The sequence below is a fragment of the Pseudoalteromonas sp. XMcav11-Q genome (assembly GCF_040104525.1).
Taxonomy (GTDB): Bacteria; Pseudomonadota; Gammaproteobacteria; order Enterobacterales; family Alteromonadaceae; genus Pseudoalteromonas.
Window position 1 is genome coordinate 77,593 of sequence record NZ_JBECOX010000012.1, and the last position, 25,899, is coordinate 103,491.

The following is a 25,899-nucleotide window of genomic DNA, read 5'->3' on the forward strand; positions in this document are numbered from 1 at the left end:
TAAAGACTGATTAATTAGTCTTTTTGAGCATTTTTGAAAGCTGCAGCCATTGCGTTTTCGAACGCAGGCTCATCTTTCTTAAGCTTCTCTAGTACTTCTTTTTCTTCAGCTTCGTAGATAGCTTTAACTGATAGGCTGATAGTACGGTTCTTACGATCAACACCTACAAATTTAGCTTCGATTTCGTCGCCTTCAGAAACAGCAGCAGTCGCGTCTTCAACACGCTCTTGCGCGATGTCAGCTACACGGATGTAACCTTCAACGCCTTCGATTAGCTCAACAGTTGCGCCTTTAGCATCAACTTCAGTCACTTTACCTTTAACAATAGCACCTTTTTTGTTGGCGTCTAGGTAGTTAGTGAATGGATCAGCGTCGATTTGCTTAACGCCTAGAGAGATACGCTCACGCTCTGGGTCAACTTGTAGAACGATAGCTGTGATTTCGTCACCTTTCTTGTACTCACGTACAGCTTCTTCACCTGGAGTGTTCCAAGAGATGTCAGATAGGTGTACAAGACCGTCGATACCGCCGTCAAGACCGATAAAGATACCGAAGTCAGTGATAGACTTGATCTTACCAGAAACTTGGTCGCCTTTGTTGTTAAGACGAGCAAATTCTTGCCAAGGGTTAGCTTTACACTGCTTAAGACCTAGAGAAATACGACGACGCTCTTCGTCGATTTCAAGAACCATAACTTCAACAGTATCACCTAGTGAAACTACTTTTGAAGGGTGGATGTTCTTGTTAGTCCAATCCATTTCTGAAACGTGTACTAGACCTTCAACGCCTTCTTCGATTTCAACGAAACAGCCGTAGTCAGTTAGGTTAGTTACACGACCAGTAAGCTTAGCACCTTCTGGGTAACGACCAGCGATAGCAGCCCATGGATCTTCGCCAAGTTGCTTAAGACCTAGAGAAACACGAGTCTTCTCTTTGTCGAACTTAAGTACTTTAACGTTGATTTCGTCACCTACGTTCACGATCTCTGAAGGGTGCTTAACACGCTTCCAAGCCATGTCAGTGATGTGTAGAAGACCGTCAACACCACCTAAGTCTACGAATGCACCGTAGTCAGTAAGGTTCTTAACGATACCCTTAACTTCTTGGCCTTCAACAAGGTTTTGAAGCAGCTCTTCACGCTCTTGTGAGTTCTCAGACTCGATAACAGCACGACGTGAAACAACAACGTTGTTGCGCTTCTGGTCTAGCTTGATTACTTTGAACTCTAACTCTTTACCTTCAAGGTGAGCTGTGTCGCGAACTGGACGTACATCAACAAGTGAACCAGGTAGGAATGCACGGATTGAATCAACTTCAACTGTGAAACCGCCTTTAACTTTACCGTTGATAACACCAGTAACAGTCTCTTGCTCTTCACAAGCTTTCTCAAGACGGATCCAAGCTTCGTGACGCTTAGCTTTTTCACGAGAAAGGATAGTCTCACCGAAACCGTCTTCGATTGCATCTAGTGCAACGTCTACTTCGTCGCCTACTGCAACTTCTAGTTCACCAGCAGCATTTTTGAATTGCTCTGCAGGGATTGCACTTTCAGACTTAAGGCCAGCATCAACAAGAACAACATTGTTCTCAATAGCGATTACTGTACCTTTAACGATTGAGCCTTGCTCAACTTCAAAACCCTGTAGGCTTTCTTCAAATAACTGCGCAAAATTTTCTGACATACTAAATACGTCTCTATAAAGTTAAATTACCAATTAGCAACCATGCTGCATGGGGTTATTAAATAAACACTAGCTTCCTGCCTGTGTCATTATAAATTACTTAGGTAAACAGCTTTTTGGAAGTTTACCGGCCACAATGGCGTCTTGAATAAAAGACATAACCTCTTTGAACACTTGCTCAGCATTATGCTCAGTTGTATCAACAACTATCGCATCGCTAGCAGGAACTAATGGGGCAACCTTGCGATTCATATCGCGATCATCGCGAGCTTTAATGTCTTCTAACAGACCACTTAGTGTAACATCATGGCCTTTCTCATTCAACTCAACAAATCGCCTGCGAGCACGCTCTTCTGCACTTGCAGTCAAATAAATTTTAAGTTCAGCATCAGGGAACACCACCGTTCCCATATCACGTCCATCAGCAATTAGGCCAACTTCAGTTCTAAAAGCGCGCTGACGTCGTAACAATGCTTCTCTCACTCGTGGCAATGCCGCAATTTTTGACGCAGCTGCGCCTACTTCTTCATTGCGAATGGTGTTAGTAACATCTTCACCTTCAAGTACAATTTTGCTTTTTTTAGTTTCTTTATCGATAGAAAACTGTACATCCAAATTGGCAGCGAGTGGGACTAAACCCTCTTCGTTATCAGTTGCAATTTGGTGGTGTAATGCCGCTAACGAAAGCACGCGATAAATCGCACCGCTATCCAACACTTCCCAATTTAATGTTTCAGCTAACAAGCGACAAACAGTTCCTTTGCCTGAACCACTTGGGCCGTCTACGGTGATAACTGGCATAGCTGCCTGCATTTAGACCTCCTAAAAATGCTCACCTGAATTTGACGGCGCATAGTATACGTCAATTTGCTGAATATATCCTTATTTACCTGTCATTTTTTGTTATATCTCAAATTATTAGTGCAACGCAAAATGCTATACGCCAGGTGCGAACTGGCTTTAATTGAAAGAAATTCAGTCAAACACCCGTGTATTTGACTTTGTTAAGATTGACTATTTTATAGAAGATTTTAAGGTGTTGAAGATCTTCAACACCTTGGATGAAATTAATACTGACTAATGCTTTCTAACACTGAAAAATAGGTTGGGAAAGTTTTTGCCGTACATTTAGGGTCGTTAATCGTGATAGCTTGACCACCCACAGCAACCATCGAGAAACACATCGCGATACGATGGTCATTATATGTGTCTACATCCGTGAAATTAAAATTAGCCGGTGGCGTAACTTCGATAAAGTCGTGCCCTTCTACCACTTCTGCGCCTACTTTTTTTAGCTCAGTCGCCATGGCAGCTAGCCTGTCGGTTTCTTTCACACGCCAATTGTAGATATTACGAATTGCCGTTTTACCTTTTGCAAATAGCGCTACGGTTGCAAGCGTCATCGCCGCATCAGGGATAGCATTGGCGTCAATATCCACACCATTTAACTCACCTTTTCGGACAACGATACGCTCATCATGCCAATCAATGTTTGCACCGACTTGTTCCATCACTTTGGCAAAACCGATATCACCTTGCACACTTTGTTTACCCACTCCCTTTATTTCAATTTCACCACCTGCAATTGCAGCTGCAGCAATGAAATAAGAAGCTGACGAGGCATCCCCTTCGACCATAAGTGTTCCAGGAGATTGATACTGCTGGCCTGCTTTCACCACAAAATGTTTGTAATCGTGGTTTTCGACATGAACCCCAAAGTGCGCCATCACGCCAATGGTAATATCAATATAAGGCTTTGAAACCAGTTCACCTTTAATCGCAATATTCGTATCGCCACTAAAAAGCGGTGCTGCCATCAATAATGCAGTTAAGAATTGGCTTGAGATACTGCCGTCAATCTCAACTTCACCACCAGCAAGTTGCTTACCTGCAACTTTTAACGGCGGGTAGTCTTTGTTTTTGAGATATTGAATATCTGCACCAAGCGTTTGCATGGCATCAACAAGATGGCCAATTGGGCGCTCTTCCATCCGTGCCTCACCAATCAGTTCATAATCACCGGGTATAGCTGCAAGCACTGCAGTTAATGGGCGATATGCTGTACCGGCATTGCCTAAAAATAGCGGCTCAACGGGGGTGTTAAAGTTGCCACCATTTCCTTTGACCAGTGCCACCGTATTATCGTCTTCTAACGTTACTTCAACGCCTAACTGGGATAGCGCACCTAACATATGGCGGATGTCATCGCTATCCAATAAGTTCGTCACTTTTGTCGTGCCTTCGCACAACGCTGCAAGCAACAAAATACGATTTGATAAGCTTTTAGAGCCAGGTAGCGTCACACTGCCACTGACTTTAGTAATAGGCTTGAGAGTCAATTGTTCCATCAACTGTTCTCCCGTGCGAATTTATCCATAAATGCAACTAACGCTTTGATCCCTTCAATTGGCATGGCGTTGTATATACTAGCTCGCATACCGCCAACGAAACGATGGCCTTCAAGTGCAATTAAACCGCTTTGTTCTGCCTCTGCCAAGAATTTGGCATTTAGGCTGTCATCATTTAACCAAAATGGTACGTTCATCAATGAGCGACAATGTTTTGCAACTTTGTTTGAATAGAAATCAGAGCCATCGATGTAATCGTATAAAATGGCTGCTTTTTCTTGATTGTGCGCTTCCATGGCTTTAACACCACCAATGCTTTCAAGATACTTGAATACCTCAAACGCAAGATACCATGCAAATGTCGGTGGTGTGTTGTACATGCTTTGCTGATCAGCCTCAATGGCGTAATCAAGGATAGCAGGTCTCGGCAACCCTTCACGCTTCAATAACGTCTTACGTACAATGGCGATACTGAGACCCGAAGGACCGATATTTTTTTGTGCACCAGCATAGATCAAATCAAAGTCATCGACGTTAATTTCACGAGATAAAATATTGGAAGACATGTCCGCTACAATTGGTGCGGTTGCATGCTTTGGAACGTCAAATATTTCAATACCGTCGATGGTTTCGTTTGGACAAAAGTGAATGTATGAAGCGTTTTCTGGTAACTTCCACTCGGAGACAGGTAAAATATCGAATTGACCATTTTCGTCAGTACGAATATTAATTGTATGCGTTTGCGTGAATTTTTCACCTTCTTTCGTCGCACCGGTAGACCAGATCCCGTTCTCGATATATACGCCAGGTACACCATCTACATGTAGATTTAGCGGTACAGCAGCAAAGTGACCTCGGCCACCACCATGCATAAACAGGACTTCAAATTCATCAGAGATGTTCATCAAACGACGTAAGCTTGCTTCGCATTGCTTTGCCATTTCGAGATACGGTGCCGAACGGTGGCTCACTTCCATCACCGAAACACCCAGATTTTGCCAATCTAAAAATTCTTTTTGCGCTTTTTTCATAACTTCAACAGGTAACATCGCAGGACCCGCGCAAAAATTATAAACCGTCATATTTTTCCTCATTCCAAATAATCTAGATCATCCAAAGAATAGCGTTATTCTCATGACTTTTTGGATGAACAGTGGGCTGCCCGACTAAAACGTCGGATTGTTGGTAGCCTTAATTTATCAGGCTTCAGGCTCTTGTCATAGAGGAACAGATTGAAAAAATTGACAGAAAGAAAAAAAGCGACCGAAGTCGCTTTTTTTTGGATAGGGTTTTTTATTCCTCTGCGTCAGGTTCCGCAGCCGGTGTTGCTTCACCTTCAAACTCTGCAACATCACCTTCAGGCAACGCTTCCACTTCAATTTCTTCGATGCGTTGAAGACCAACTACCTTTTCTTCTTCCATCGTACGGATCAGAATAACACCTTGGGTGTTACGGCCTACCGTAGAAACTTCGTTTACACGCGTTCTAACTAGCGTACCACGGTTTGAGATCAACATGATTTCATCATTGTCGTCAACTTGAACCGCGCCAACCACAGAACCATTTCTTTCAGTTACTTTGATTGATACAACACCTTGTGTTGCACGGCTCTTCGCTGGATACTCTTCAAGCGGTGTACGCTTACCATAACCATTTTCAGTTACGGTCAAGATTGCACCATCGCCTTGTGGTACGATTAGTGATACCACTTTCACGTCATCTGGCATCTTGATACCACGAACACCTGTTGCTGTACGGCCCATCGGACGTAAAGCCAACATTTCTTCGCCAGTTTCAGGGTCGCGCTTCACTTCACCTGTTTCAGAATCTCGCTGCTTCTCGTTAAAGCGTACAACTTTACCATGCTCAGTAAATAGCATGATGTCATTTTCACCTGTGGTGATGTTAGCACCGATCAGGCTATCGCCTTCGTTCAAGTTGATAGCAATAATGCCACTTGCACGCTGACGGCTGTATGCAGTCAGCGGTGTTTTCTTAACGATACCACTTGCCGTCGCCATGACGATAAACTTATCTTCTTCGTATTCACGAACCGGTAAAATTGTCGTAATACGCTCATCAGCTTCGAGTGGTAACAAGTTAACAATTGGCTTTCCGCGCGCAGCACGTGATGCAAGCGGCAGCTGGTAAACTTTCAACCAATACAAGCGGCCAGAAGTGGAGAAACAAAGAATTGTATCGTGAGTATTTGCAACGAGTAGACGTTCGATAAAGTCTTCATCTTTCATCTTAGTTGCAGATCGCCCTTTACCACCACGACGCTGAGCTTCGTAATCACTAAGAGGTTGATATTTCACGTAGCCTTCATGAGAAAGCGTAACGACAACGTCTTCTTCGTTGATCAAATCTTCTAAACTGATATCGTGCGCAGCAGCAGTGATCTCTGTGCGACGCTCATCACCATACGTTTCTTTGATTTCAACTAACTCATCGCGGATCACTTCCATCAAACGCTCTGGAGTAGAAAGGATGTACAGTAGCTCAGCGATAAGATCGAGTAGTTCTTTGTATTCTGCTAGAATTTTCTCGTGCTCAAGACCTGTTAATTTGTGTAGTCTTAAGTCTAGGATTGCTTGGGCTTGTTGCTCAGACAAATAATACTGACCATCACGGATCCCTAATTCTTCCGCTAACCAATCTGGACGCGCAACATTTTCTTCGCCAGTGCGCTCAAGCATTGATTTAACGTTACCAAGATCCCAAGCTCGCGCAGTTAGCGCCGCTTTCGCTTCCGCTGGTGTTGGTGACTTACGAATAAGCTCAATGATTGGGTCAATGTTAGCTAGCGCAATTGCGAGGCCTTCAAGCGTGTGCGCTCGGTCTCTTGCCTTACGCAGGTCAAATACAGTACGACGCGTTACAACTTCACGACGGTGAATAATAAACGCATCAAGCATTTCTTTCAGGTTGAAACACTTAGGCTGGTTGTTGTCTAGTGCAACCATATTGATGCCAAACACAGTTTGTAGTTGTGTTTGAGCATATAGGTTGTTTAGTACAACCTCACCGACTTCACCACGTTTGATTTCAATAACAATACGCATACCGTCTTTGTCCGACTCGTCGCGTAGTGCACTGATCCCTTCAACCTTTTTATCTTTAACAAGCTCTGCAATTTTTTCGATTAGTCTTGCTTTGTTAACTTGGTAAGGAATTTCATGAACGATGATGGTTTCTTTGTTTGTTTTCTCATCGACTTCGATTTCAGCTTTCGCGCGGATATAGATCTTACCACGGCCTGTTTTATAGGCTTGTTCGATGCCGTTTTTACCGCTAATGATGGCGGCAGTCGGGAAATCAGGACCCGGAATATAGTCGATTAACTCTTCAATGGTGATGTCTGGATTCTGGATCACAGCCAAACAGCCATTGATCACCTCAGTTAAGTTGTGAGGTGGAATATTGGTCGCCATACCAACCGCAATACCAGATGAACCATTCACCAATAAGTTAGGCACTTTAGTTGGTAACACATCTGGAATTTGCTCTGTACCATCGTAGTTTGGTACATAATCAACGGTTTCTTTTTCAAGGTCAGCAAGTAACTCGTGAGCGACTTTCGCCATACGTACTTCGGTATAACGCATCGCAGCTGCAGAGTCACCATCGACAGAACCAAAGTTACCTTGTCCATCTACGAGCATATAGCGTAGAGAGAAAGGCTGAGCCATACGTACAATAGTATCGTAAACCGCGCTATCACCATGCGGGTGATATTTACCGATTACGTCACCAACTACACGAGCTGACTTTTTATAAGGTTTGTTCCAGTCATTTTTAAGTTCATTCATCGCGAACAATACACGACGGTGAACAGGCTTTAGGCCGTCACGTACGTCAGGTAATGCACGACCTACGATTACACTCATTGCATAATCTAGGTATGAATTTTTTAATTCATCTTCGATATTGACTGGCAGGATTTCATTGGCGAGATCAGACATTTGACTCCACTTTCCTTCAGTGTCCACCCCTTTTGTGTCACACTACAACTTGTGTTGAGATGCTATCTGAATAGCAAATTGCTTTTTCTGCTGAAGCGCCAATTAAACGCACTTCAAAAAATAGCCGAATTGCCTCAGAGTATCAGCGGGGGCTTTGTTTATTATAAAATTCGTCAAGTATGCTAACACACTTTTTACCGTTTTACAGGTGCTATTTTTATCTAATCCCCTTTATAATGCGCTCAATTCGACGAGGAAGTTTTTTATGACCGAACATCAAAATGTAGACCCTAATGAAATCGCTAAATTTGAAGAAATAGCAGAGCGCTGGTGGGACCGAGAGGGAGAATTTAAACCATTACACGACATTAACCCGTTGAGGTTGGACTTTATTAACGATAAGTGTGAAGGCCTATTCGCAAAAACAGTATTAGATGTCGGTTGTGGTGGCGGGATTTTAACAGAAAGCATGGCTAAGCTGGGTGCAAATGCAACCGGTATCGATATGGGGCAAGAGCCGCTTAACGTCGCAAAGCTCCACGCATTAGAGGTCGGCGTTAACGTAGACTATCAAAAAGTGCCAGCGGAAGAATTCGCAGCCATGCACCAAGGTGAGTTCGATGTAGTAACTTGCATGGAAATGCTAGAACACGTACCAGACCCAGAATCCATTATTCGTTCAGTCGCACAGCTAGTTAAGCCCGGCGGTCATGTATTTTTTTCTACCTTAAACAAAACTACAAAAGCGTATTTACTGGCTATCGTCGCCGCAGAAAAACTGCTTAAAATGGTTCCTGAAGGCACGCATGAGCATGATAAATTTATTCGCCCTTCGACCTTAATTGATTGGGCTGAAAAATACGACCTCAAAGTTAGGGCGGCGACAGGGATTAACTACAACCCTATCGGCAAAACATTTACCTTAACTAAAGACGTTTCAGTTAACTACATTCTACACTTTGAGAAGCTGGCATGATCCAGGCGGTACTATTTGATTTAGACGGCACCTTGCTGGATACCAGTGATGACTTAGGAGCCGCACTAAACCACGTTTTAGCTGCTAATAAAATGCCTATTGTCGGCAAACAGGTTTATAGCAGTGCGATTTCAAACGGCGTAGCAGCGATGTTGCAAGTAGGATTTGGTGAGTCATTAAAGCACTACGACATTCAAATATTACGGCAGGGTGTACTCGACTACTACCTGGAGAATTTATCAGTACATTCCCAATGCTTTGCGCAAATTGGTGAGTTATTAGCGGCACTTTTAGAAAAAGAGATTCAGGTTGGGATCATGACGAACAAACCTGAGTTTTTAACGCTTCCGCTACTAAAACAGATCCCTGAACTTGCAAAGATCGAGACAGTAGTATGCGGAGATACACTGGCGGTGGCCAAACCTCATCCCGAGCCTTTACTGTTAGTGGCGTCAAAATTGGGGGTGTCACCTGAGCAGTGTATTTATGTTGGTGATGCTGAGCGAGACATTATTGCTGCAAAATCCGCAAAAATGATTAGTGCAGCAGCAATGTGGGGATTCATTCCATCTGAATCCGAAGCTAAGTCTTGGCATGCGGATCTCTATCTTACTAACCCATTAGACACGTTATCGCATATTTAGTGTCGATAAAAAAATAAAACACCATATATTGTGTTTTTGCTATAATAGATACGAATTTGTGTAGAAAAAAATCAGTTAGAATTTTTTTTTATTTTTGCTGAAAAGCATCATCTTTTTGTTGATTTTTCTTTGTGGGCAGATAAGTGGATTGTCATAGGTTAGTGGATACTTACATAAATAAATTATCCCAAACTTATCCACAATTCTGTCCGAGTTGTTCTCTTGCAAATTCACGTCAACCCCACTATCTTGTGATCCCTAGCCACTAGGGCACCATATATAGTGGTGGTTTGCTAAACAATTTTATATTCGTGCGATATCTAAAGCGCGTTCCTAAGGAATACAGGCACATAACATGAACCAACAGCTATCTGTATGCAAAAGAAACGGTCGCAAAGAACCGTTAGATCTAGATAAGATCCATCGTGTCATTACATGGGCGGCAGAAGGCCTAGATAACGTCTCAGTTTCTCAGGTTGAATTAAAGTCACACATCCAGTTTTATGACGGTATTCGTACTGGTGATATCCACGAAACGATTATTAAAGCTGCAGCCGATCTGATCTCAAAAGAGTCTCCAGATTATCAGTATCTAGCCGCTCGTTTGGCTATTTTCCACTTGCGTAAGAAAGCCTATGGCTGTTTTGAGCCGCCGCACTTACACGACCATGTGGTAAAGCTGGTTGAAGACAAGCGCTATGATCAGCACCTTCTCACTGACTACACAAAAGCAGAGTTTGATGAGCTAAACAGCTACATCGACCATAGCCGAGATATGAACTTCAGCTATGCAGCCGTTAAGCAGTTGGAAGGTAAGTACCTTGTACAAAACCGCGTAACAGGTGAGATCTATGAAAGTGCGCAGTTCTTATATGTTCTTGTTGCTGCAAGCCTGTTTGCAAACTACCCGAAAGAAACACGTCTAGATTACATTAAGCGATTCTACGATGCGGTTTCAACATTCAAAATTTCATTACCAACGCCAATTATGGCTGGTGTTCGTACGCCGACACGTCAGTTTAGCTCATGCGTACTGATTGAATGTGCTGATAGCCTAGATTCAATCAACGCAACTTCTTCTGCGATTGTAAAATACGTCAGTCAGCGCGCTGGTATCGGTATTAACGCAGGTCGTATTCGTGCACTAGGTAGCCCAATCAGAAATGGTGAAGCGTACCACACAGGATGTATTCCGTTTTATAAGCACTTCCAAACAGCTGTTAAAAGCTGTTCTCAAGGCGGTGTGCGTGGTGGTGCAGCGACCCTATTCTACCCGCTTTGGCATCTTGAAGTTGAAAACCTATTAGTACTAAAAAATAACCGTGGTGTTGAAGAAAACCGCGTGCGTCATTTAGATTATGGCGTGCAGTTCAACAAAACCATGTATAGCCGCCTAATTAAAGACGACTATATCACGCTCTTTAGTCCATCAGATGTGCCAGGCCTTTACGACGCATTCTTTGAAGATCAAGATAAATTCGAAGAACTGTATGTTAAGTACGAGCAAGATGAGTCTATTCGTAAGAAACGCATTAAGGCGATTGAATTATTCTCAATGTTTGCGCAAGAACGTGCGAGCACCGGTCGTATTTATCTACAAAACGTTGACCACTGTAATACACACAGCCCGTTTGACTCTAAGGTTGCACCGATCCGCCAGTCAAACCTATGTCTTGAAATTGCACTACCAACGAAGCCGTTAAGCCATGTAAATGACCCTGAAGGTGAAATTGCACTTTGTACGCTTTCAGCGTTTAACTTAGGTGCTATCAAGTCTTTAGATGAGCTAGAAGAGTTAGCAGAGCTTGCGGTTCGCGCACTTGATAACCTATTAGACTATCAAGACTATCCTGTTCCTGCTGCGTACAATGCAACGATGGGACGCCGTACACTGGGTATCGGTGTGATTAACTTTGCTTATTATCTTGCAAAGAATGGTGTTAAGTACTCAGACGGTAGTGCTAACGGCCTAACACACAGAACATTTGAAGCGATCCAATACTATCTGATGAAAGCATCGAATGAACTGGCAAAAGAACGCGGCGCTTGTCCTAAGTTTAACGAGACGACCTACTCACAAGGTATCATGCCAATAGATACCTATAAGCGTGACCTTGATAAAGTCTGTGAAGAGCCATTACGCCTTGACTGGGATGCGTTAAGAGCAAGTATCCAAGAACACGGTATGCGTAACTCAACGTTGTCAGCCTTGATGCCATCTGAAACATCATCGCAAATTTCAAACGCGACAAACGGTATTGAACCACCTCGTGGTCATATCAGTGTTAAAGCAAGTAAAGATGGTATCTTGAAGCAAGTTGTACCTGAGTACGATCGCCTCAAGAACAACTATGAACTACTTTGGGATATTCCATCTAACGATGGTTACCTTGCGCTGGTTGGTATTATGCAGAAGTTCATCGATCAAACTATCTCTGCAAATACCAATTATGATCCAAGTAAGTTTGAAGCAGGTAAAGTTCCTATGAAGCTATTGCTAAAAGACTTACTCACCGCATACAAACTTGGTGTTAAAACACTTTATTACCATAACACCCGCGACGGTGCTTCGGATGCTCAAGATGAGATGAAACCAGAAGCAGAAGACGATGGTTGTGAAGGCGGCGCTTGTAAAATATAACTTTTTATGCGGGTGGTCATCACCCGCTTTTTTAGGTATTGAGTAACACATTTATGGCATATTCTACGTTTAGCAGAAATCATAACGACCAATTAAAAGAACCGATGTTTTTCGGACAAACTGTTAATGTATCTCGCTACGACCAACAGAAGTTCCCTATTTTCGAAAAGCTAATTGAAAAGCAATTATCGTTTTTCTGGCGTCCAGAAGAAGTAGACGTAAGTAAGGATAGATTGGACTTTCAGGCACTTCCTGAGCACGAAAGACATATCTTTTTGAGCAACCTAAAATATCAAACATTGCTAGACAGTGTGCAAGGTCGCTCTCCAAACGTTGCACTTTTGCCGATCGTCTCCATCCCTGAGCTTGAAACTTGGATCGAAACTTGGGCATTTAGTGAAACTATTCACAGTCGCTCTTATACTCACATTATTCGTAATGTAACGCAAAACCCTGAGTTAATCTTTGATGACATCGTGGGCAATGACAAAATTGTTGAACGTGCGGATGCAGTGACCAAGTATTATGACGAACTGATTGAAAAGGTAAGCCTTTATAATCAATACGGTGAAGGCAAGCATGAAATTAACGGCACAACGGTCGTCATAAACTTGTTTGAACTGAAAAAGCTTCTGTACCTTTGCATCATGTCAGTAAACATCTTAGAAGCTATTCGCTTCTACGTGAGTTTTGCCTGCTCGTTTGCTTTTGCTGAGCGAGAGCTTATGGAAGGTAATGCAAAGATCATCAAGCTAATTGCTCGTGATGAAGCGCTTCATTTGTCTGGCACACAGCACATGCTGAATATCATGCAAGAAGGCAAAGATGACCCTGAAATGTCTATCGTGGCAGCACAATGCCGTGACGAAGCGATTAAGATGTTTGTTGAAGCAGCTGAGCAAGAAAAAGAATGGGCTGAGTATCTGTTTAAAGACGGTTCAATGATTGGACTAAACAAAGATATTTTGTGTCAATACGTTGAGTACATCACAAATATTCGTATGTCAGCGGTTGGTTTACCAACGCAATTTGAGACCAAATCGAACCCGATTCCGTGGATCAATGCTTGGCTTGTTTCTGACAATGTTCAAGTTGCACCACAGGAAGCTGAGATCAGCTCATACCTTGTTGGACAAATCGACTCTGAAGTTGATGCCTCTGACTTTGGCGATTTCGACCTGTAATGGTTGAAAAGCCATCCTTCCTAATTCAGGTTGAGAATATTGAGGAGCCACTGGAATATGTGGCTTCTTCGTCTTCGATACTCGAAACCCTTGAAGCCGCAAATATTGAAGTCCCCTATCAATGCCGCGAGGGTTTTTGCGGCGCCTGCCGCGCCAAGCTCATTGAAGGACAAACACAGTACGCGAACGAGCCGCTTGCTTTTGTGAGAGATGGGGAAATTTTATTGTGCTGTAGCAGACCCACAAGCCATATTAAAATAGAGTTGCCGTAAATAACCAAAATCCGCGACATAACAACTTGTTCTCTAGCAGCCGTTATCCCGAGTTTAGGTTAACTAGTGCGTTAAATCAGCTTGGTAATTTGAGTACGAATGTAGTGTTCACTATCAGTAACACTCATCGCCCCATTTTCAAAAATCACGTCCCAATGTAAACTTCGCGTCAGCATTTCACACAATTCAGCTACAAAGTCCGTGGGAATACTAAACACAGAGAAAGATCCAATAAACTGTAATTGCGCTCGACGCTCTTCAAACCATTGCTCACCGTCAGCACACAACACTACAACCTTAGCATAAAGCTTTTCATACTTGAGTATCTCATCGACCTCTAAGGTACCAATAAACAAAGCGACTTCAACCTGGTCGTTGTCGTCTTCTAGCCATACGTCCGGCCAATGTTTTTTCTCCGCCTTGCTCCACTTTGCCGGCTTATCAAAAGACAGTGCGCATATCCCAAGCAGTTTCATCGCAAAATGCTCGCTACTTTCTTTTGACAACATGGCGGTAGTAAACGCTTCTTCATGGTGGCTATGGTGAAATAAGTCAGCAACCTTAATCCTTGCCTTGAAAACAAATGGCTTGTTCATTATGTTGTGCTCACTTTAGCTTGTTTCTTAACTATAGCTGTAATTCTAATTTCAACAATAACTAAGTTATAGTATAACGTTATTGATCCGCAAAATTTGTAGTGTTATATTATCACTCTATTAGTCGAACAGCTCACTCGTTCAATACATAACCTAACTCGTGGTAATAAAAATATGTTTAAGCAGTCTCTTATCGCCAGCGCATTAATTTCAATAATAGGTGCAGCGCCAGCTTATGCTGCACAACTAACAGGTAAAGTTGTTGACGCAAACAATCAACCACTTAGTAATGTAACCATCCATCTTCATGGCAAAAGCAAGTCAGTTAAATCAGATAAGAATGGCCAATTTACCATTGCAATAGATGCTGATTCTCAATTACACGTTACTAAGCCTAATTATCTTGATAAACGTGTAGATGTAGATGAAGCCCAAGGATTTGTTCGAGTCGAACTAAAACCAACATCTGTTGAGAGCATTGTTGTTTACTCTTCTGCCCTACATAAAAATAGTATGGAAATGACCTCTCCGGTCAGTGTATTAAGTGGGGATGAGCTAAAAAACCGTGCCAAACCAACACTGGGTGAAACACTAAAAGGCCAACCAGGGATCAATGCTAGTTACTTTGGTCCGGTGAGTTCAAGCCCTATCATCCGTGGTTTAGATGGTCCTCGGGTTAAAATCACGCAAAACGGGTTAGACAGTAGCGATGCCTCGCGCGTTGGCCCAGATCACGCCAACACTAATGACTCGCTGGCTGCGCAGCAAATTGAAGTGCTAAGAGGTCCTGCAACCCTACTTTACGGCTCAGGTGCAATCGGTGGTGTGGTTAATGTTGTTGATAATCGTATTCCGACAGACGTGATCGATAGCCTTCAGGGCGCTGCCGACTATAGCCATGATACCAACTCAAATACCAATACCTTTGCGGTATTATTAGAATCCGGCTTTGACGGATTTAACTTCCATTTCGATGGCGTTAAGCGTAAAGGTGGTGATTATGAAACCCCTAATTTCGCGCTTCCACACGACGAACATGAAGAACACGAGCATGAACATGAAGGCGAAGATCATGCCCACGAGGCAGAAGAGCATGAAACAGAGTACGCCAATCGCGTCGACAATACCTTTATCGATTCTGAGCAATTTAACTTAGGTACAAGTTACGTTGGCGATCATCTGACCGTTGGTTTCTCTTATGGCCGTGTTGATACGGACTATGGTATTCCTGCTCACTCTCATATTGGTCATGACCATGATCACGAGCATGAAGAGGAAGGGCATGACCACGAAGAAGAATCCGTATTTGCTCGAGTAAAACAAGACCGTTGGCAAGGGCTTGTAAATTATGCAGTACACAGTGACTGGCTTGAATCTGTTGGCCTACGTGTCGGCTACACCGATTACGAACACGCTGAAATTGAAGATGGAAACATAGGTACTGTATTTGAAAATGATACAACTGAGTTACGCTTAACGGCAGAGCACCGCTTAGGAGAGTGGCACGGCACTGTTGGTTATCATTTCTCCGACAGCGATTACGCCGCAAACGGTGCAGAAGCTTTCACGCCATCGACCAATACCAAAACGCACGCACTTTACATCCTTGAAGAACGTCGTTTTGGAGACTTCACACTTGAGTTAGGTGCTCGTATTGAAGACTACCAGTTATCAAGCAAAGGCAATCAACTGGAAGCGTACGAAGAAGATCATAACCATGAAGGTGAACACGATCATGATCACGACCACGGCCATGGTGGTAACTTAGATAATGGGTTTATTTCTTATGACCTGGAAATGACCAATCTAAGCTTGTCTATTGGTGGCGTGTACGACTTTGCTGAAGGCCAAAACGTCGCTGTTTCGCTGTCTCGCTCGGAGCGCGCACCATTAACCGCCGAATTGCTTTCAAATGGCATTCATATCGCAACCAGCACCTATGAACTAGGGCTTGGTTATGAGCTAGAAGGTGATCATTTACACTTTGAGCCGCAAGATATCGAACAAGAAACATCAAACAACCTAGACATTAGCTTTAGAAAGTTCTCAGGTAACTTTGGCTATACCGTTAATTTCTTCTATAACGACATCGAAAACTTCTACTATCAGGCATTAACAGACTATATCTATAGTCCAGAGCACGGTTTAGAAGTGGCGGATCATGCACATGAAGGCGCTGTTCCGGTGTTTAAGTTTGAAAGCAGTGATGCCAAGCTATACGGCCTTGAGTTTGATGCCCATTACAAACTAAGCAACTTTGCACGCGTCAAAGTGTTTGGTGACTCGCTGACAGCGAAGTTAGATAACGACGAATATTTACCACGTATTCCAAGCAACAAGCTAGGTCTCGATTACGAACACAGTTACGAGAACCTAACAGCTAACTTCACGGTGACACATTACTTCAAGCAAGACAACATCGCGAGCTATGAAAGTGAAACTAAGGGCTATACGTTAGTGGATATGTCGTTTAACTATGACTTTGAGTTTATGGGCAGTGACATGGTTGGTTATGTTAACCTTGATAACCTAACAGATGAGCTAGGCTTTGTGCATAGCTCGTTTATCAAAGAGCAAGCCCCTCTTCCAGGTCGTAATATCAAGCTTGGTATCAGAGGCTACTTTTAATACCGATTCCTTTCTTTTATAGAAGCCAAAAAGCTACCTCTTGTGGGTAGCTTTTTTATTTGGATTATTTATATTTTACTACTTCTTATACTCAACGTGATGAAGTTCTCAAAGTTGGTAGCGTCTAAAATATCAAGCGTGAACCTATGGCTATTCACCCAACGAGATAATATCCAATCAATGTTAGGATCTTTCAAATCACGCAGTGCAAGGATAAAGTCGCCTGTTGATGCTCCGCTTTTAACATGTGCTGCATAAAAAGTACGTAGTAAATGATTAAACCTTTCCTCTCCTAGCTCATGATGCAAAAGCGCAAAAAATAGCGCCCCTACCGAATAGGCATTAAGCCCAGCTTTTCCATACTCTTCAAACGCAGTCGTTAAATATTTAGGCTGTTTAACGAACTGGTTTTTTGCTCGTTTTAGTACGTTTGTCATATGCGAGCTTAAAGACACCCTTTTATTCAGCCGTGAATCCGTTAAATATTCTAAAAAGGTAGCCTTACCTTCATTCCAGCGTGGTGAGTAGCTTTCATTCGAACGTGGGTCCCATAGATGACTCAGTTCGTGATACAAACGAGTTACCTCCACAAACCCCTCGCTGTCTTGAATAATTGCGGTAACATCAGCTTGAGCACCAAACCCCTTTGGGATCTCTATAAAGCTAAACTCACCAGTGCTTTGACGTTGACCAAACCAACTTTCATACAATGTTATAGTTTGTTTTGCCTTTTCCATATAGTCAGTTGCATATTTATTTCCCGGTAACGTAAATAGCTTAAAGCCATGCCCTTTTGTCACGGTATATGGTGCGACCATGAAGTCCATTCTCCATGAGGGTTTCTGGTTTTTGTATGAATAAACCTTTCGTCCTTGATCGGTTTCTGTTACGCCTAGTAAAATTCCACCATTTGCTACTACTAAGCCGCTATCCACTTCGATGCTAGCGGTGTAGTTATACAGCTTCTGCCAAAAGCGTGACGCGCGATTGACCCTATCATCAGGCACTGTGATGAGCGGATAAGCATATGCGTCCATACGAATAATAGAAAACAAAGGGGTGATGTCATCTTTAATATAAGCCATCCCAGTTTCTACATACCCCTTTATATGGCCAGAATAATTAACAGTAAAAGTTGTTTGTTGATCGGGTTGGAGCGCCTCAGATAACGATAATTTAATATAATTAGACTGAAATAGTGAGTCATCTATATTACTTACTACTCCTTGTGTATAGTTGAGGGACTTACCCGCTTCCGAAGTGATATCGACAACACTAAGCAAGCGATAAAGTCTTAATGGGATTACTCTAGTTGGTGTTGTTCCTTGATTTTTAACCGTTATCGTTGCGCTGCCAGATAGATTGCTTGTTTGTGTATGTATGTTGAGATTGAGATGATAGTTGGTTGCAAATGTTTCTATTTTTTCAATGCTGGGGAGCTCGCTTGCTGAAGCAGAAATGCAGCTTAGCCACAAAAAAATACGTAGCAAATACATCGTCTATCCTTAATATTATTTTGTTGTTTTAACAAAAATAGAGCGGAAGGCATGTTTTTACTACCATATTTTTTTGTATCATTGTTTTAGATCAAAAAACAAAATCTGTTAATCACTAAACCTGCTAGGTTCTCGTACCAAAGATTTTGTCACCGGCATCACCAAGCCCAGGGACTATATATCCTTTCTCATTTAAGTGGCTATCTAATGCTGCCGTGTATATTTCAACGTCAGGATGCGCTTCTTCCACTAACTTTACTCCCTCAGGCGCAGCTACCAGCACAATCGCTCTGATCTCTTTTGAACCTGCTTTTTTTAGCATGTCGATAGTAGCAATCAGTGAGCCACCCGTTGCCAGCATTGGATCAATAACCAAAGCGAGTCTAGCATCGATATTGCCCACCAACTTCTCAAAATAAGGCACTGGCTCAAGTGTTTCTTCGTTACGCTGTAAACCCACAACACTTACTTTAGCTGCTGGGATCAATTGCAGTATGCCATCTAGCATTCCCAAACCGGCTCTTAAAATTGGCACCAAGGTGATCTTTTTGCCTGTCAGCCTTTTAACTGTTAATTCGTTACCGTCCCAAGCAGAGATGACCTGATCGCTCAACGTCAAATCTTTTGTTGCTTCGTAAGTGAGTAAGTTGCCAACTTCTGAGACAATTTCGCGAAAGTTTTTGGTTGATATCCCCTGCTCTCGCAAGAGTCCAAGTTTATGCTGAACTAATGGGTGATCAATTACATGTAGTGCCATGGCTGCGTATCCTTATAAACTGCTAAAGAAATCTTCTGGTTTATGCCTTACTGGCTTTGTACACTGCACCGTAGGCGTACCTAAATAAAGATAGCCAACGATCTCATCTTTTTCATCGAGACCAAGTTGCTTTTTCACTTCTGGACTCTGGGCAAAGTAACCCGTTCGCCACACACCAGACAACCCCTGTGCAAAAGCGGCTTGCTGCATAGCAAGTACACTACAACCGGCACTTTGAATTTGCTCAATACGAGGCACTTTTGGATGTTCTTGATAAGGAGATACTGCGATGATCAACATAGGCGCGCGCTCTGGTAGCTCTCTCGCTCTATCTATCACCCGCTGCTCTTGCAGCTCTTTCACCGCCGCTTGATAATAGATTTCACCTAGCTTTTCGCGGCCTTTTTCTTCAACTGTAATAAATCTAAACGGTGTTAAGCCACCATGATCTGGCACTTTTAGTGCTGCTTTTTTAATGATTTCTAACTGAGCTGGATTAGGTCCAGGAAAAGACAGATTGCTATCTGACTGGCGTGTTAAGAGTAATTCTATGGCGTCCATTAACTCATCCCGTGTTGTGCCTTCAAAATGGCCGTGAATTATACCAATTTGACTTAATACGTGTCTCGAAATAGACCAAATACTTAAGCAAATTGGTATTACGTGGCTTGTAGTCTATCATTTTCCCTTAAATTCGACCACGTGACATCACGGATTTCTGGATAGCATCCTTGCAATATTTCGTTTTACTCTGGAAGTAAATTGCGTTGTTTCCTATCAATAAGTAGCCTCAACCAATAGTCAGCACTGACATAACGTCCACCACCGGTAAAAAATAGTGAAAGTAGTAATACAAAGTAAGTTGCCGCAAATTCAATTCCATTGTTTAAAATAACAATATTGCCTTTTTCATAGAGATAATTTGGTCTGCCATTTTCTTCGACTATCTCTTTAATTGAATCCAAACGTTGCTTCGCTGCTACGCTATTTTCTAAGCTCACTTTAGCTTCGTCAAAGCCAAGCCAGTCTAATACTTTAGCGGCGCTGGTGTCTGGGTTTGTTGGCGTTACCGAAAACCAGCCATGCTCCAAATGCACCGTCGTTGCAGCAACGACCATAGTCACCATGAGCGGTATAGACACTAAACGCGTAAGCAAGCCAAGCAAAATCAACCAACCACCTAAAAACTCTGTCCAAGCGGCAAGAAAGGCAAGTAAGTCAGGAAAAGGTAAACCTAAGCCCCATTCACTATTGCCAAACCATGCGACAATATCGGGATCGGCGAGGAGGCGTTGTAAAAATGTCGCGTCCGGATTAGCCAAATTTAATTTATTGTAACCTGCAATGATCATAACTGGCGCGAGAATAAGGCGCATGAGTAATGGCGCGATACCAGAAAAATGTTGAGATAAATGTTGTAGTTGCCGATACGGCTTTAGTAGGTTGGCAAGCATATGCGATCCATAGTTGATGTTTGAATTATCAGTATAGACCGCAGATTGGGTTGGGTTATTTCGTTAGATCTTTCTTGCTACCTGAAGGGCTTCTGCAATCGCTCGCTTAGCATCAATCGCTGCCGCCAGTTTAGCCCCACCGATAACGTGCTGATTTTCAGGTAGCACCTCTTTATCGAACAAGCTATCGTTAGAAACTTGTCCAATACAAGCAATGACCGTATCGACATCTAACAGTTGCTCTTCACCCGCAACTCTTACGGTCAAACCTTGATTATCAAAGCTGATATATTCGCATTCTGCAATTTGCTGAACATTGTGGTGTTTTGCAACGGCTCTGTGGATCCAACCGGTGGTCTTACCTAAGTCTTTACCAAAACGTCCTTCAGAGCGTTTTAACATATAAATCGGCCTTTGCTCTTGTGAAGGCTGCGCTTCGCATTCTATTCCCCATTGAGATTTAAAATCAGGGATCGTTTGTTCTCGCTGTTCAGTTAAAAACGCTACCATGTCAAAGCCAATACCACCGGCACCTAAAATAGCAATTTTATTACCTAATTCTACTTCACCTTTAATCACTTCGTCATAGGCAAACACACGTTTCCCATCTGCGCATTCTATTTTCGACATACGTGGGCTTACTCCCGTTGCAAATACCACATCATCAAACGCGTTTGCCATTGTTTCTTCGTATGGTGTATTTAAGCAAAGCTCAACGCCCAAGCGATTTATTTCGCTGACATAGTATTTAAGCGTATGTTGGAAATCTTCTTTACCTGGTATTCGCATCGCTAAATTAAACTGACCACCAAGCTCGCTACCTTTATCAATCAACTTAACTTGGTGGCCTTTTTTAGCGAGATAGTAACTTACAGACAACCCAGCAGGTCCTGCCCCAACAACGAGTACTTGTTTTTTCCTTTGGGCACTCTGAAGTGGATAATCCAATTCAAATCCGGCTTGTGGATTTACCAAACATGTTGCTCGTTTACCTTTAAATACGTGGTCTAAACAACCCTGATTACAGCCGATGCAAATATTGATTTGTTCCGAGCGCTGCTCTTGATATTTGTTAAAGAATTCAGGATCAGCCAGCAATGGACGCGCCATAGAAATAAGGTCGGCATCACCTTTGGCTAAAATGTCATTAGCAAGATCTGGCGTGTTAATCCTATTTACTGCTACAACGGGTATATCGACAGCCTGTTTTAGCCTATGTGACGCTTCACGGTAGGCACCAGGAGGCACCATTGATGCAATTGTTGGAACGCGCGCCTCATGCCAACCAATACCGGTGTTAAGAATATCCACACCTGCCGCGACCAAAGCTTTGGCTTGAAGCACAACTTCTTCTGGAGTTGAGCCATTTGGGATTAAGTCCATGACCGACAGGCGAAAAACGATAATGAACTTATCGCTCACTTTCGCTCTAACCGCTTTTACAATATCTGTTGCCAATCGCATTCTGTTTTCTAAGCTACCACCATAGTCATCAGTGCGCTTATTGGTATGACCCGCCATAAACTCATTGATTAAATAGCCCTCTGAACCCATGATCTCCACACCATCGTAGCCTGCTTTTTCGGCCAACTTAGCTGAGTGAGCAAAGTCTTTAATCGTACCTTTGATGGCACTTAAGCTCATTGCTTTTGGTTTATATGGATTAATCGGTGCTTTGATCGCACTAGGTGCAGTGTTGAATGGATGATAAGCATAGCGCCCAGCATGTAGTAACTGTAGACAAATTTTGCCGCCGTGTTTATGTACTACCTCGGTGTATGCTTTGTGTTTAATTACATCGTATAACGAGTTAAAAGAAGAAGAAATTGGTGTCAACTTACCACGTAGGTTTGGACTGTAACCACCAGTTACGATCAGGCCCACTCCACCTCTTGCTCGTTCTTCATAAAATGCAGCGAGCCGCTTTCGGTTGTGCCACCCTTCTTCAAGCCCGGTATGCATTGATCCCATTACCAAGCGATTTCGCAAACTGGTATGTTTAAGTTGTAGTTCTTGTTCTAACATTTGCCGCCCCACAAAACTGGTCTTACCTGTGAACATTAACGTTTTTTTATTATTTGGCAAGTCTTAAGAAGAAAGAAATTAACGAATTTGGCAGCATTGGCGATATTTCAATCATGAAAATACTTCGTTACGTTTTTCTATTATTCATGAAACTCGCTCTGATATATGATAAATGTATAGAGTTGTATTGAAGTTAAGCATAAGGGATCATTTTGAAACTGATAGCGAATATTTTTAAGGGCATTTGGGCCACACTGAACTTTTCTAGGCGATTAATTCTAAATCTGCTGTTTTTATTCATTCTTATCGCCATAGTGATAAGCATTGTATCTGGTGAGGATCAGGTTGAGGTCGAAAGTAAAAGCGTATTACGTTTAAACCTAAACGGTATCATAGTCGAACAATTGACCTATGTTGACCCAGTTGAGGCGGCCATGAGTGATGCTTTCGCCGATTCAGAAGAGCCAAGTGAAATTTTGTTAGATGATGTCATTGATGTTATCAATAAAGCAGCTCAAGATGACCGCATTACAGTGATGTATCTTGATTTACAACGTCTTCATAGCGCCCATCTCGACAAATTACGAGATATCAAAGACGCGCTCGCGCAATTCAAAGCTGCGGGCAAAAAAATCTATGCTCACGGCGCTTATTACACTCAAGCTCAATATTATCTCGCCTCAGTAGCCGATGAAATTTCTCTACATCCTTACGGTGGGGTTAACATCACCGGTTTTGGCATGTACCCGCTGTATTTCAAAGAGGCGCTTGATAAGCTTAAAGTTACGCAGCATATTTTCCGCGTTGGTACATACAAGTCGGCCGTTGAACCTTATATTCGCAGCGATATGTCACCAGAAGCAAAAGAATCAAATCTTGGATGGATCACCCCGCTTTGGACACAATATAAAACAGAAGTAGCCGAAAACCGCGGTTTTGATGTGGCTAATTTTGATGAAACCTTCGCAGCATTAACAGACAAAATGGAAGCTGCACAAGGCGATTCCGCCAAATATGCTATCGACAACCAATGGGTCGATGCATTAACCACCAATCAAGCATTTGCTCAGAAACTGATCGATGAAGTTGGTCTTGATGCAAAGGGAAAATCTTTTAAACAGGTCTCGTTCAGTCAATATCTATCGACGTTACCGCCTAAAGAGTTTGCAGAAAATCCATTTACCGAGAAAGTCGCTGTGGTTGTTGCTAAAGGTCAAATCTCTGATGGCAAGCGTAAAGCGGGAGCTATTGGTGGCGATTCAACAGCAGCACTACTTAAGAAGGCTCGCCTTAACGACAAAGTGAAAGCCGTTGTATTAAGAATTGACTCTGGCGGTGGTAGCATGTTTGCTTCTGAAACCATTCGTAATGAAGTTATTGCACTAAAGGCCGCAGGAAAACCCGTGATAGCATCAATGGGTTCAGTTGCAGCTTCCGGCGGTTATTGGATTGCGGCATCAGCTAATGAAATTTGGGCATCGCCAAGCACTATCACGGGTTCTATTGGTGTATTTGGCATGATAATGACCTTTGAAAATGCAGCAAACTCATTAGGAATATACTCTGATGGTGTCGCGACAACCGAACTAAAAGGCCAATCTCCATTCAGAGGGATAGATGGTGGCTATAAAAATCTAATCCAAATGGGCGTTGAAGATGCCTATGATAAATTTATTTCCATGGTTGCAACCGAACGAAACCTTGATAAGTCAGCGGTTAATGAGGTTGCGCAAGGACGAGTATGGCTAGCAACTCAGGCGCTTGATTTTGGCCTAGTCGATAAGTTAGGTAACAAAAATGATGCCATTGAAGCGGCTGCAAGTCTTGCTAATTTAGAGATGTATGATGTTATCACTATTGAACAAACACTCACCGAGCAAGAAAAGCTGATGCAGCAATTATTTGGTGCGTCTATGGTGCAAAGTGCCATTAGTGCCCTTGTACCTGAGCAATCAATATTCGCAAAAACTGCATTAAATGCCCTAGACAGCGTTAGCAATACAATAGCACTACAAACTCAAATGTTAGGCCAGCTTAACGACCCTAACCATGTCTATACGCTTTGCTTAGTGTGTAACGTTTCACCTGAGTAAAATCGATTAAGCACTGCAATTGTGGTGCTGTAATTGTTATACTGAGCCCAGATTTTATTCTGGGCTTTTTTATGAAAAGAAAAAAAATATATATCGCCTATACCGGTGGTACCATTGGTATGAAGCAATCCAGTCGCGGTTACGTTCCGGTTGCGGGATATCTAACAGATACGGTAAAAAATAACGCTGAGTTTACTCGCGATGAAATGCCGCTTTTTGATATTCATGAATATTGCCCGTTAATTGATTCGTCAGATATGTCACCGCATCACTGGCAGCTTATCGCGGATGACATTCAATCAAAATATCACGACTACGATGGTTTTGTGGTGCTCCATGGCACAGATACCATGGCCTATACTGCCTCTGCGCTATCCTTTATGTTTGAGAACTTAACTAAACCTGTGATAGTGACCGGCTCTCAAATTCCGTTGTCACAACTGCGCTCTGATGGTCAAGTGAATCTGTTAAACGCGATGTATTTGGCTGCTAACTACCCTATCGCCGAAGTGAGTTTGTTTTTCAACAATAAACTTTACCGCGGTAATAGAGCAATCAAAGCTCATGCTGATGGCTTCGATGCATTCGCCTCTCCAAACCTTTCGCCGCTGGCACAAGCTGGGATCAATATTCAGCTGATCGAAGGGAAGCTAAGCCCTTACGTTGAGCAAAGCTTGCAAGTCACCAAGATTTCACCTCAACCTATCGCGGTAATGCATTTGTATCCTGGGATCTCAACAGAAATCCTTAAGAACCTAATGCGTGGTGAGATGAAAGCATTAATCTTATTGAGCTTTGGTGTTGGTAACGCGCCACAAGACGAGCATTTTTTAACTGAGCTTAAAGCAATCAGCGATCGCGGAGTGGTAATTATCAACCTCACCCAATGTATTCAAGGAAAAGTGAATATGGGCGGCTACGCGACAGGAAATGCGTTATTAAACTGTGGTGTGATCAGTGGCTACGATATGACACTAGAAGCGTGCTTAACAAAGCTACACTATTTATTTAGCCAGCAGCTTGAGCTAGAAACGATCCGCCATTTGATGCAAGACAATCTGCGCGGCGAGCTAACTCGATAGTAATCGATATCAATAAAGCGAAAAGTATCGCAACAAAAAAGCCGTGATATCTTCA

Annotated in this window: 19 protein-coding genes; 8 read left to right on the forward strand and 11 right to left on the reverse strand. The window is 42.7% G+C overall.

All coding sequences use genetic code 11. The annotated features are described in order from the left end of the window. Nucleotides 1–14 precede the first annotated feature (14 nt). From rpsA to gyrA, 5 genes are all read right to left on the reverse strand, one after another. A complete protein-coding gene (gene rpsA, locus ABMY45_RS18040) occupies nt 15–1,682 on the reverse strand; it encodes a 30S ribosomal protein S1 (RefSeq protein ID WP_010604841.1) in 1,668 nt (555 codons plus the stop codon). Between the two features lie 96 nt (nt 1,683–1,778). Beyond that, complete coding sequence (gene cmk / locus ABMY45_RS18045) at nt 1,779–2,495, reverse strand: (d)CMP kinase (protein WP_174168821.1); 717 nt, start codon at nt 2,493–2,495, stop codon at nt 1,779–1,781. A 254-nt stretch (nt 2,496–2,749) separates the two neighbouring features. Then, nucleotides 2,750–4,030: a 3-phosphoshikimate 1-carboxyvinyltransferase gene (gene aroA / locus ABMY45_RS18050; protein WP_349289298.1), complete on the reverse strand. Its 1,281-nt coding sequence runs from the start codon at nt 4,028–4,030 to the stop codon at nt 2,750–2,752. After that, nucleotides 4,030–5,112, reverse strand: coding sequence for a 3-phosphoserine/phosphohydroxythreonine transaminase (gene serC / locus ABMY45_RS18055; RefSeq protein WP_349289299.1), 1,083 nt, complete (start codon nt 5,110–5,112; stop codon nt 4,030–4,032). The genes aroA and serC overlap by 1 nt, the downstream gene beginning before the upstream one ends. A gap of 211 nt (nt 5,113–5,323) precedes the next feature. After that, nucleotides 5,324–7,996 carry a DNA gyrase subunit A gene (gene gyrA, locus ABMY45_RS18060; RefSeq protein WP_235368119.1) on the reverse strand — a complete coding sequence of 891 codons (2,673 nt, stop codon included), beginning with the start codon at nt 7,994–7,996 and terminating at the stop codon, nt 5,324–5,326. A 265-nt stretch (nt 7,997–8,261) separates the two neighbouring features. On the opposite strand from gyrA, the gene ubiG reads away from it, so the two are divergent. From ubiG to yfaE, 5 genes are all read left to right on the forward strand, one after another. Then, the gene (gene ubiG, locus ABMY45_RS18065) at nt 8,262–8,972 is read left to right on the forward strand and encodes a bifunctional 2-polyprenyl-6-hydroxyphenol methylase/3-demethylubiquinol 3-O-methyltransferase UbiG (protein WP_010604847.1); all 711 of its coding nucleotides are present in this window, start codon (nt 8,262–8,264) and stop codon (nt 8,970–8,972) included. Beyond that, nucleotides 8,969–9,616 (forward strand): HAD-IA family hydrolase, encoded by a 648-nt coding sequence (locus ABMY45_RS18070; RefSeq protein WP_102056859.1) that lies wholly within the window; start codon nt 8,969–8,971, stop codon nt 9,614–9,616. The genes ubiG and ABMY45_RS18070 overlap by 4 nt, the downstream gene beginning before the upstream one ends. Before the next feature lie 355 nt (nt 9,617–9,971). Next, nucleotides 9,972–12,257: a class 1a ribonucleoside-diphosphate reductase subunit alpha gene (gene nrdA / locus ABMY45_RS18075; RefSeq protein ID WP_174168816.1), complete on the forward strand. Its 2,286-nt coding sequence runs from the start codon at nt 9,972–9,974 to the stop codon at nt 12,255–12,257. A gap of 53 nt (nt 12,258–12,310) precedes the next feature. Continuing rightward, nucleotides 12,311–13,441 carry a class Ia ribonucleoside-diphosphate reductase subunit beta gene (gene nrdB / locus ABMY45_RS18080; protein ID WP_010604850.1) on the forward strand — a complete coding sequence of 377 codons (1,131 nt, stop codon included), beginning with the start codon at nt 12,311–12,313 and terminating at the stop codon, nt 13,439–13,441. Then, nucleotides 13,441–13,713, forward strand: coding sequence for a class I ribonucleotide reductase maintenance protein YfaE (gene yfaE / locus ABMY45_RS18085; protein WP_010604851.1), 273 nt, complete (start codon nt 13,441–13,443; stop codon nt 13,711–13,713). The genes nrdB and yfaE overlap by 1 nt, the downstream gene beginning before the upstream one ends. Nucleotides 13,714–13,784: 71 nt before the next feature. Here yfaE and ABMY45_RS18090 read toward each other — a convergent pair whose 3' ends face one another. After that, complete coding sequence (locus ABMY45_RS18090) at nt 13,785–14,309, reverse strand: YaeQ family protein (protein ID WP_039495785.1); 525 nt, start codon at nt 14,307–14,309, stop codon at nt 13,785–13,787. Nucleotides 14,310–14,483: 174 nt separating this feature from the next. Between ABMY45_RS18090 and ABMY45_RS18095 the strand changes: the two genes are divergently transcribed. Then, on the forward strand, nt 14,484–16,937 hold the full coding sequence (locus ABMY45_RS18095) for a TonB-dependent receptor (protein ID WP_349289300.1): 2,454 nt from the start codon (nt 14,484–14,486) through the stop codon (nt 16,935–16,937). A 68-nt stretch (nt 16,938–17,005) separates the two neighbouring features. On the opposite strand, the gene ABMY45_RS18100 is transcribed toward ABMY45_RS18095, so the two are convergent. The 5 genes from ABMY45_RS18100 to ABMY45_RS18120 form a co-directional block, all read right to left on the reverse strand. Next, a complete protein-coding gene (locus ABMY45_RS18100) occupies nt 17,006–18,433 on the reverse strand; it encodes a M1 family aminopeptidase (RefSeq protein WP_235368123.1) in 1,428 nt (475 codons plus the stop codon). Between the two features lie 124 nt (nt 18,434–18,557). Then, on the reverse strand, nt 18,558–19,190 hold the full coding sequence (gene upp, locus ABMY45_RS18105) for a uracil phosphoribosyltransferase (protein WP_010604856.1): 633 nt from the start codon (nt 19,188–19,190) through the stop codon (nt 18,558–18,560). A gap of 12 nt (nt 19,191–19,202) precedes the next feature. After that, nucleotides 19,203–19,751: an NAD(P)H nitroreductase gene (locus ABMY45_RS18110; protein ID WP_010604857.1), complete on the reverse strand. Its 549-nt coding sequence runs from the start codon at nt 19,749–19,751 to the stop codon at nt 19,203–19,205. 185 nt (nt 19,752–19,936) lie between these two features. Beyond that, the gene (locus ABMY45_RS18115) at nt 19,937–20,644 is read right to left on the reverse strand and encodes a DoxX family protein (protein ID WP_102056865.1); all 708 of its coding nucleotides are present in this window, start codon (nt 20,642–20,644) and stop codon (nt 19,937–19,939) included. Nucleotides 20,645–20,707: 63 nt separating this feature from the next. Further along, the gene (locus ABMY45_RS18120) at nt 20,708–22,669 is read right to left on the reverse strand and encodes an NADPH-dependent 2,4-dienoyl-CoA reductase (protein ID WP_174168814.1); all 1,962 of its coding nucleotides are present in this window, start codon (nt 22,667–22,669) and stop codon (nt 20,708–20,710) included. 212 nt (nt 22,670–22,881) lie between these two features. Between ABMY45_RS18120 and sppA the strand changes: the two genes are divergently transcribed. Together sppA and ansA are read left to right on the forward strand one after the other, a co-directional pair. Further along, on the forward strand, nt 22,882–24,762 hold the full coding sequence (gene sppA / locus ABMY45_RS18125) for a signal peptide peptidase SppA (RefSeq protein ID WP_174168813.1): 1,881 nt from the start codon (nt 22,882–22,884) through the stop codon (nt 24,760–24,762). A gap of 71 nt (nt 24,763–24,833) precedes the next feature. Next, complete coding sequence (ansA, locus tag ABMY45_RS18130; protein WP_010376991.1) at nt 24,834–25,844, forward strand: asparaginase; 1,011 nt, start codon at nt 24,834–24,836, stop codon at nt 25,842–25,844. The last annotated feature ends 55 nt before the right edge of the window (nt 25,845–25,899 follow it).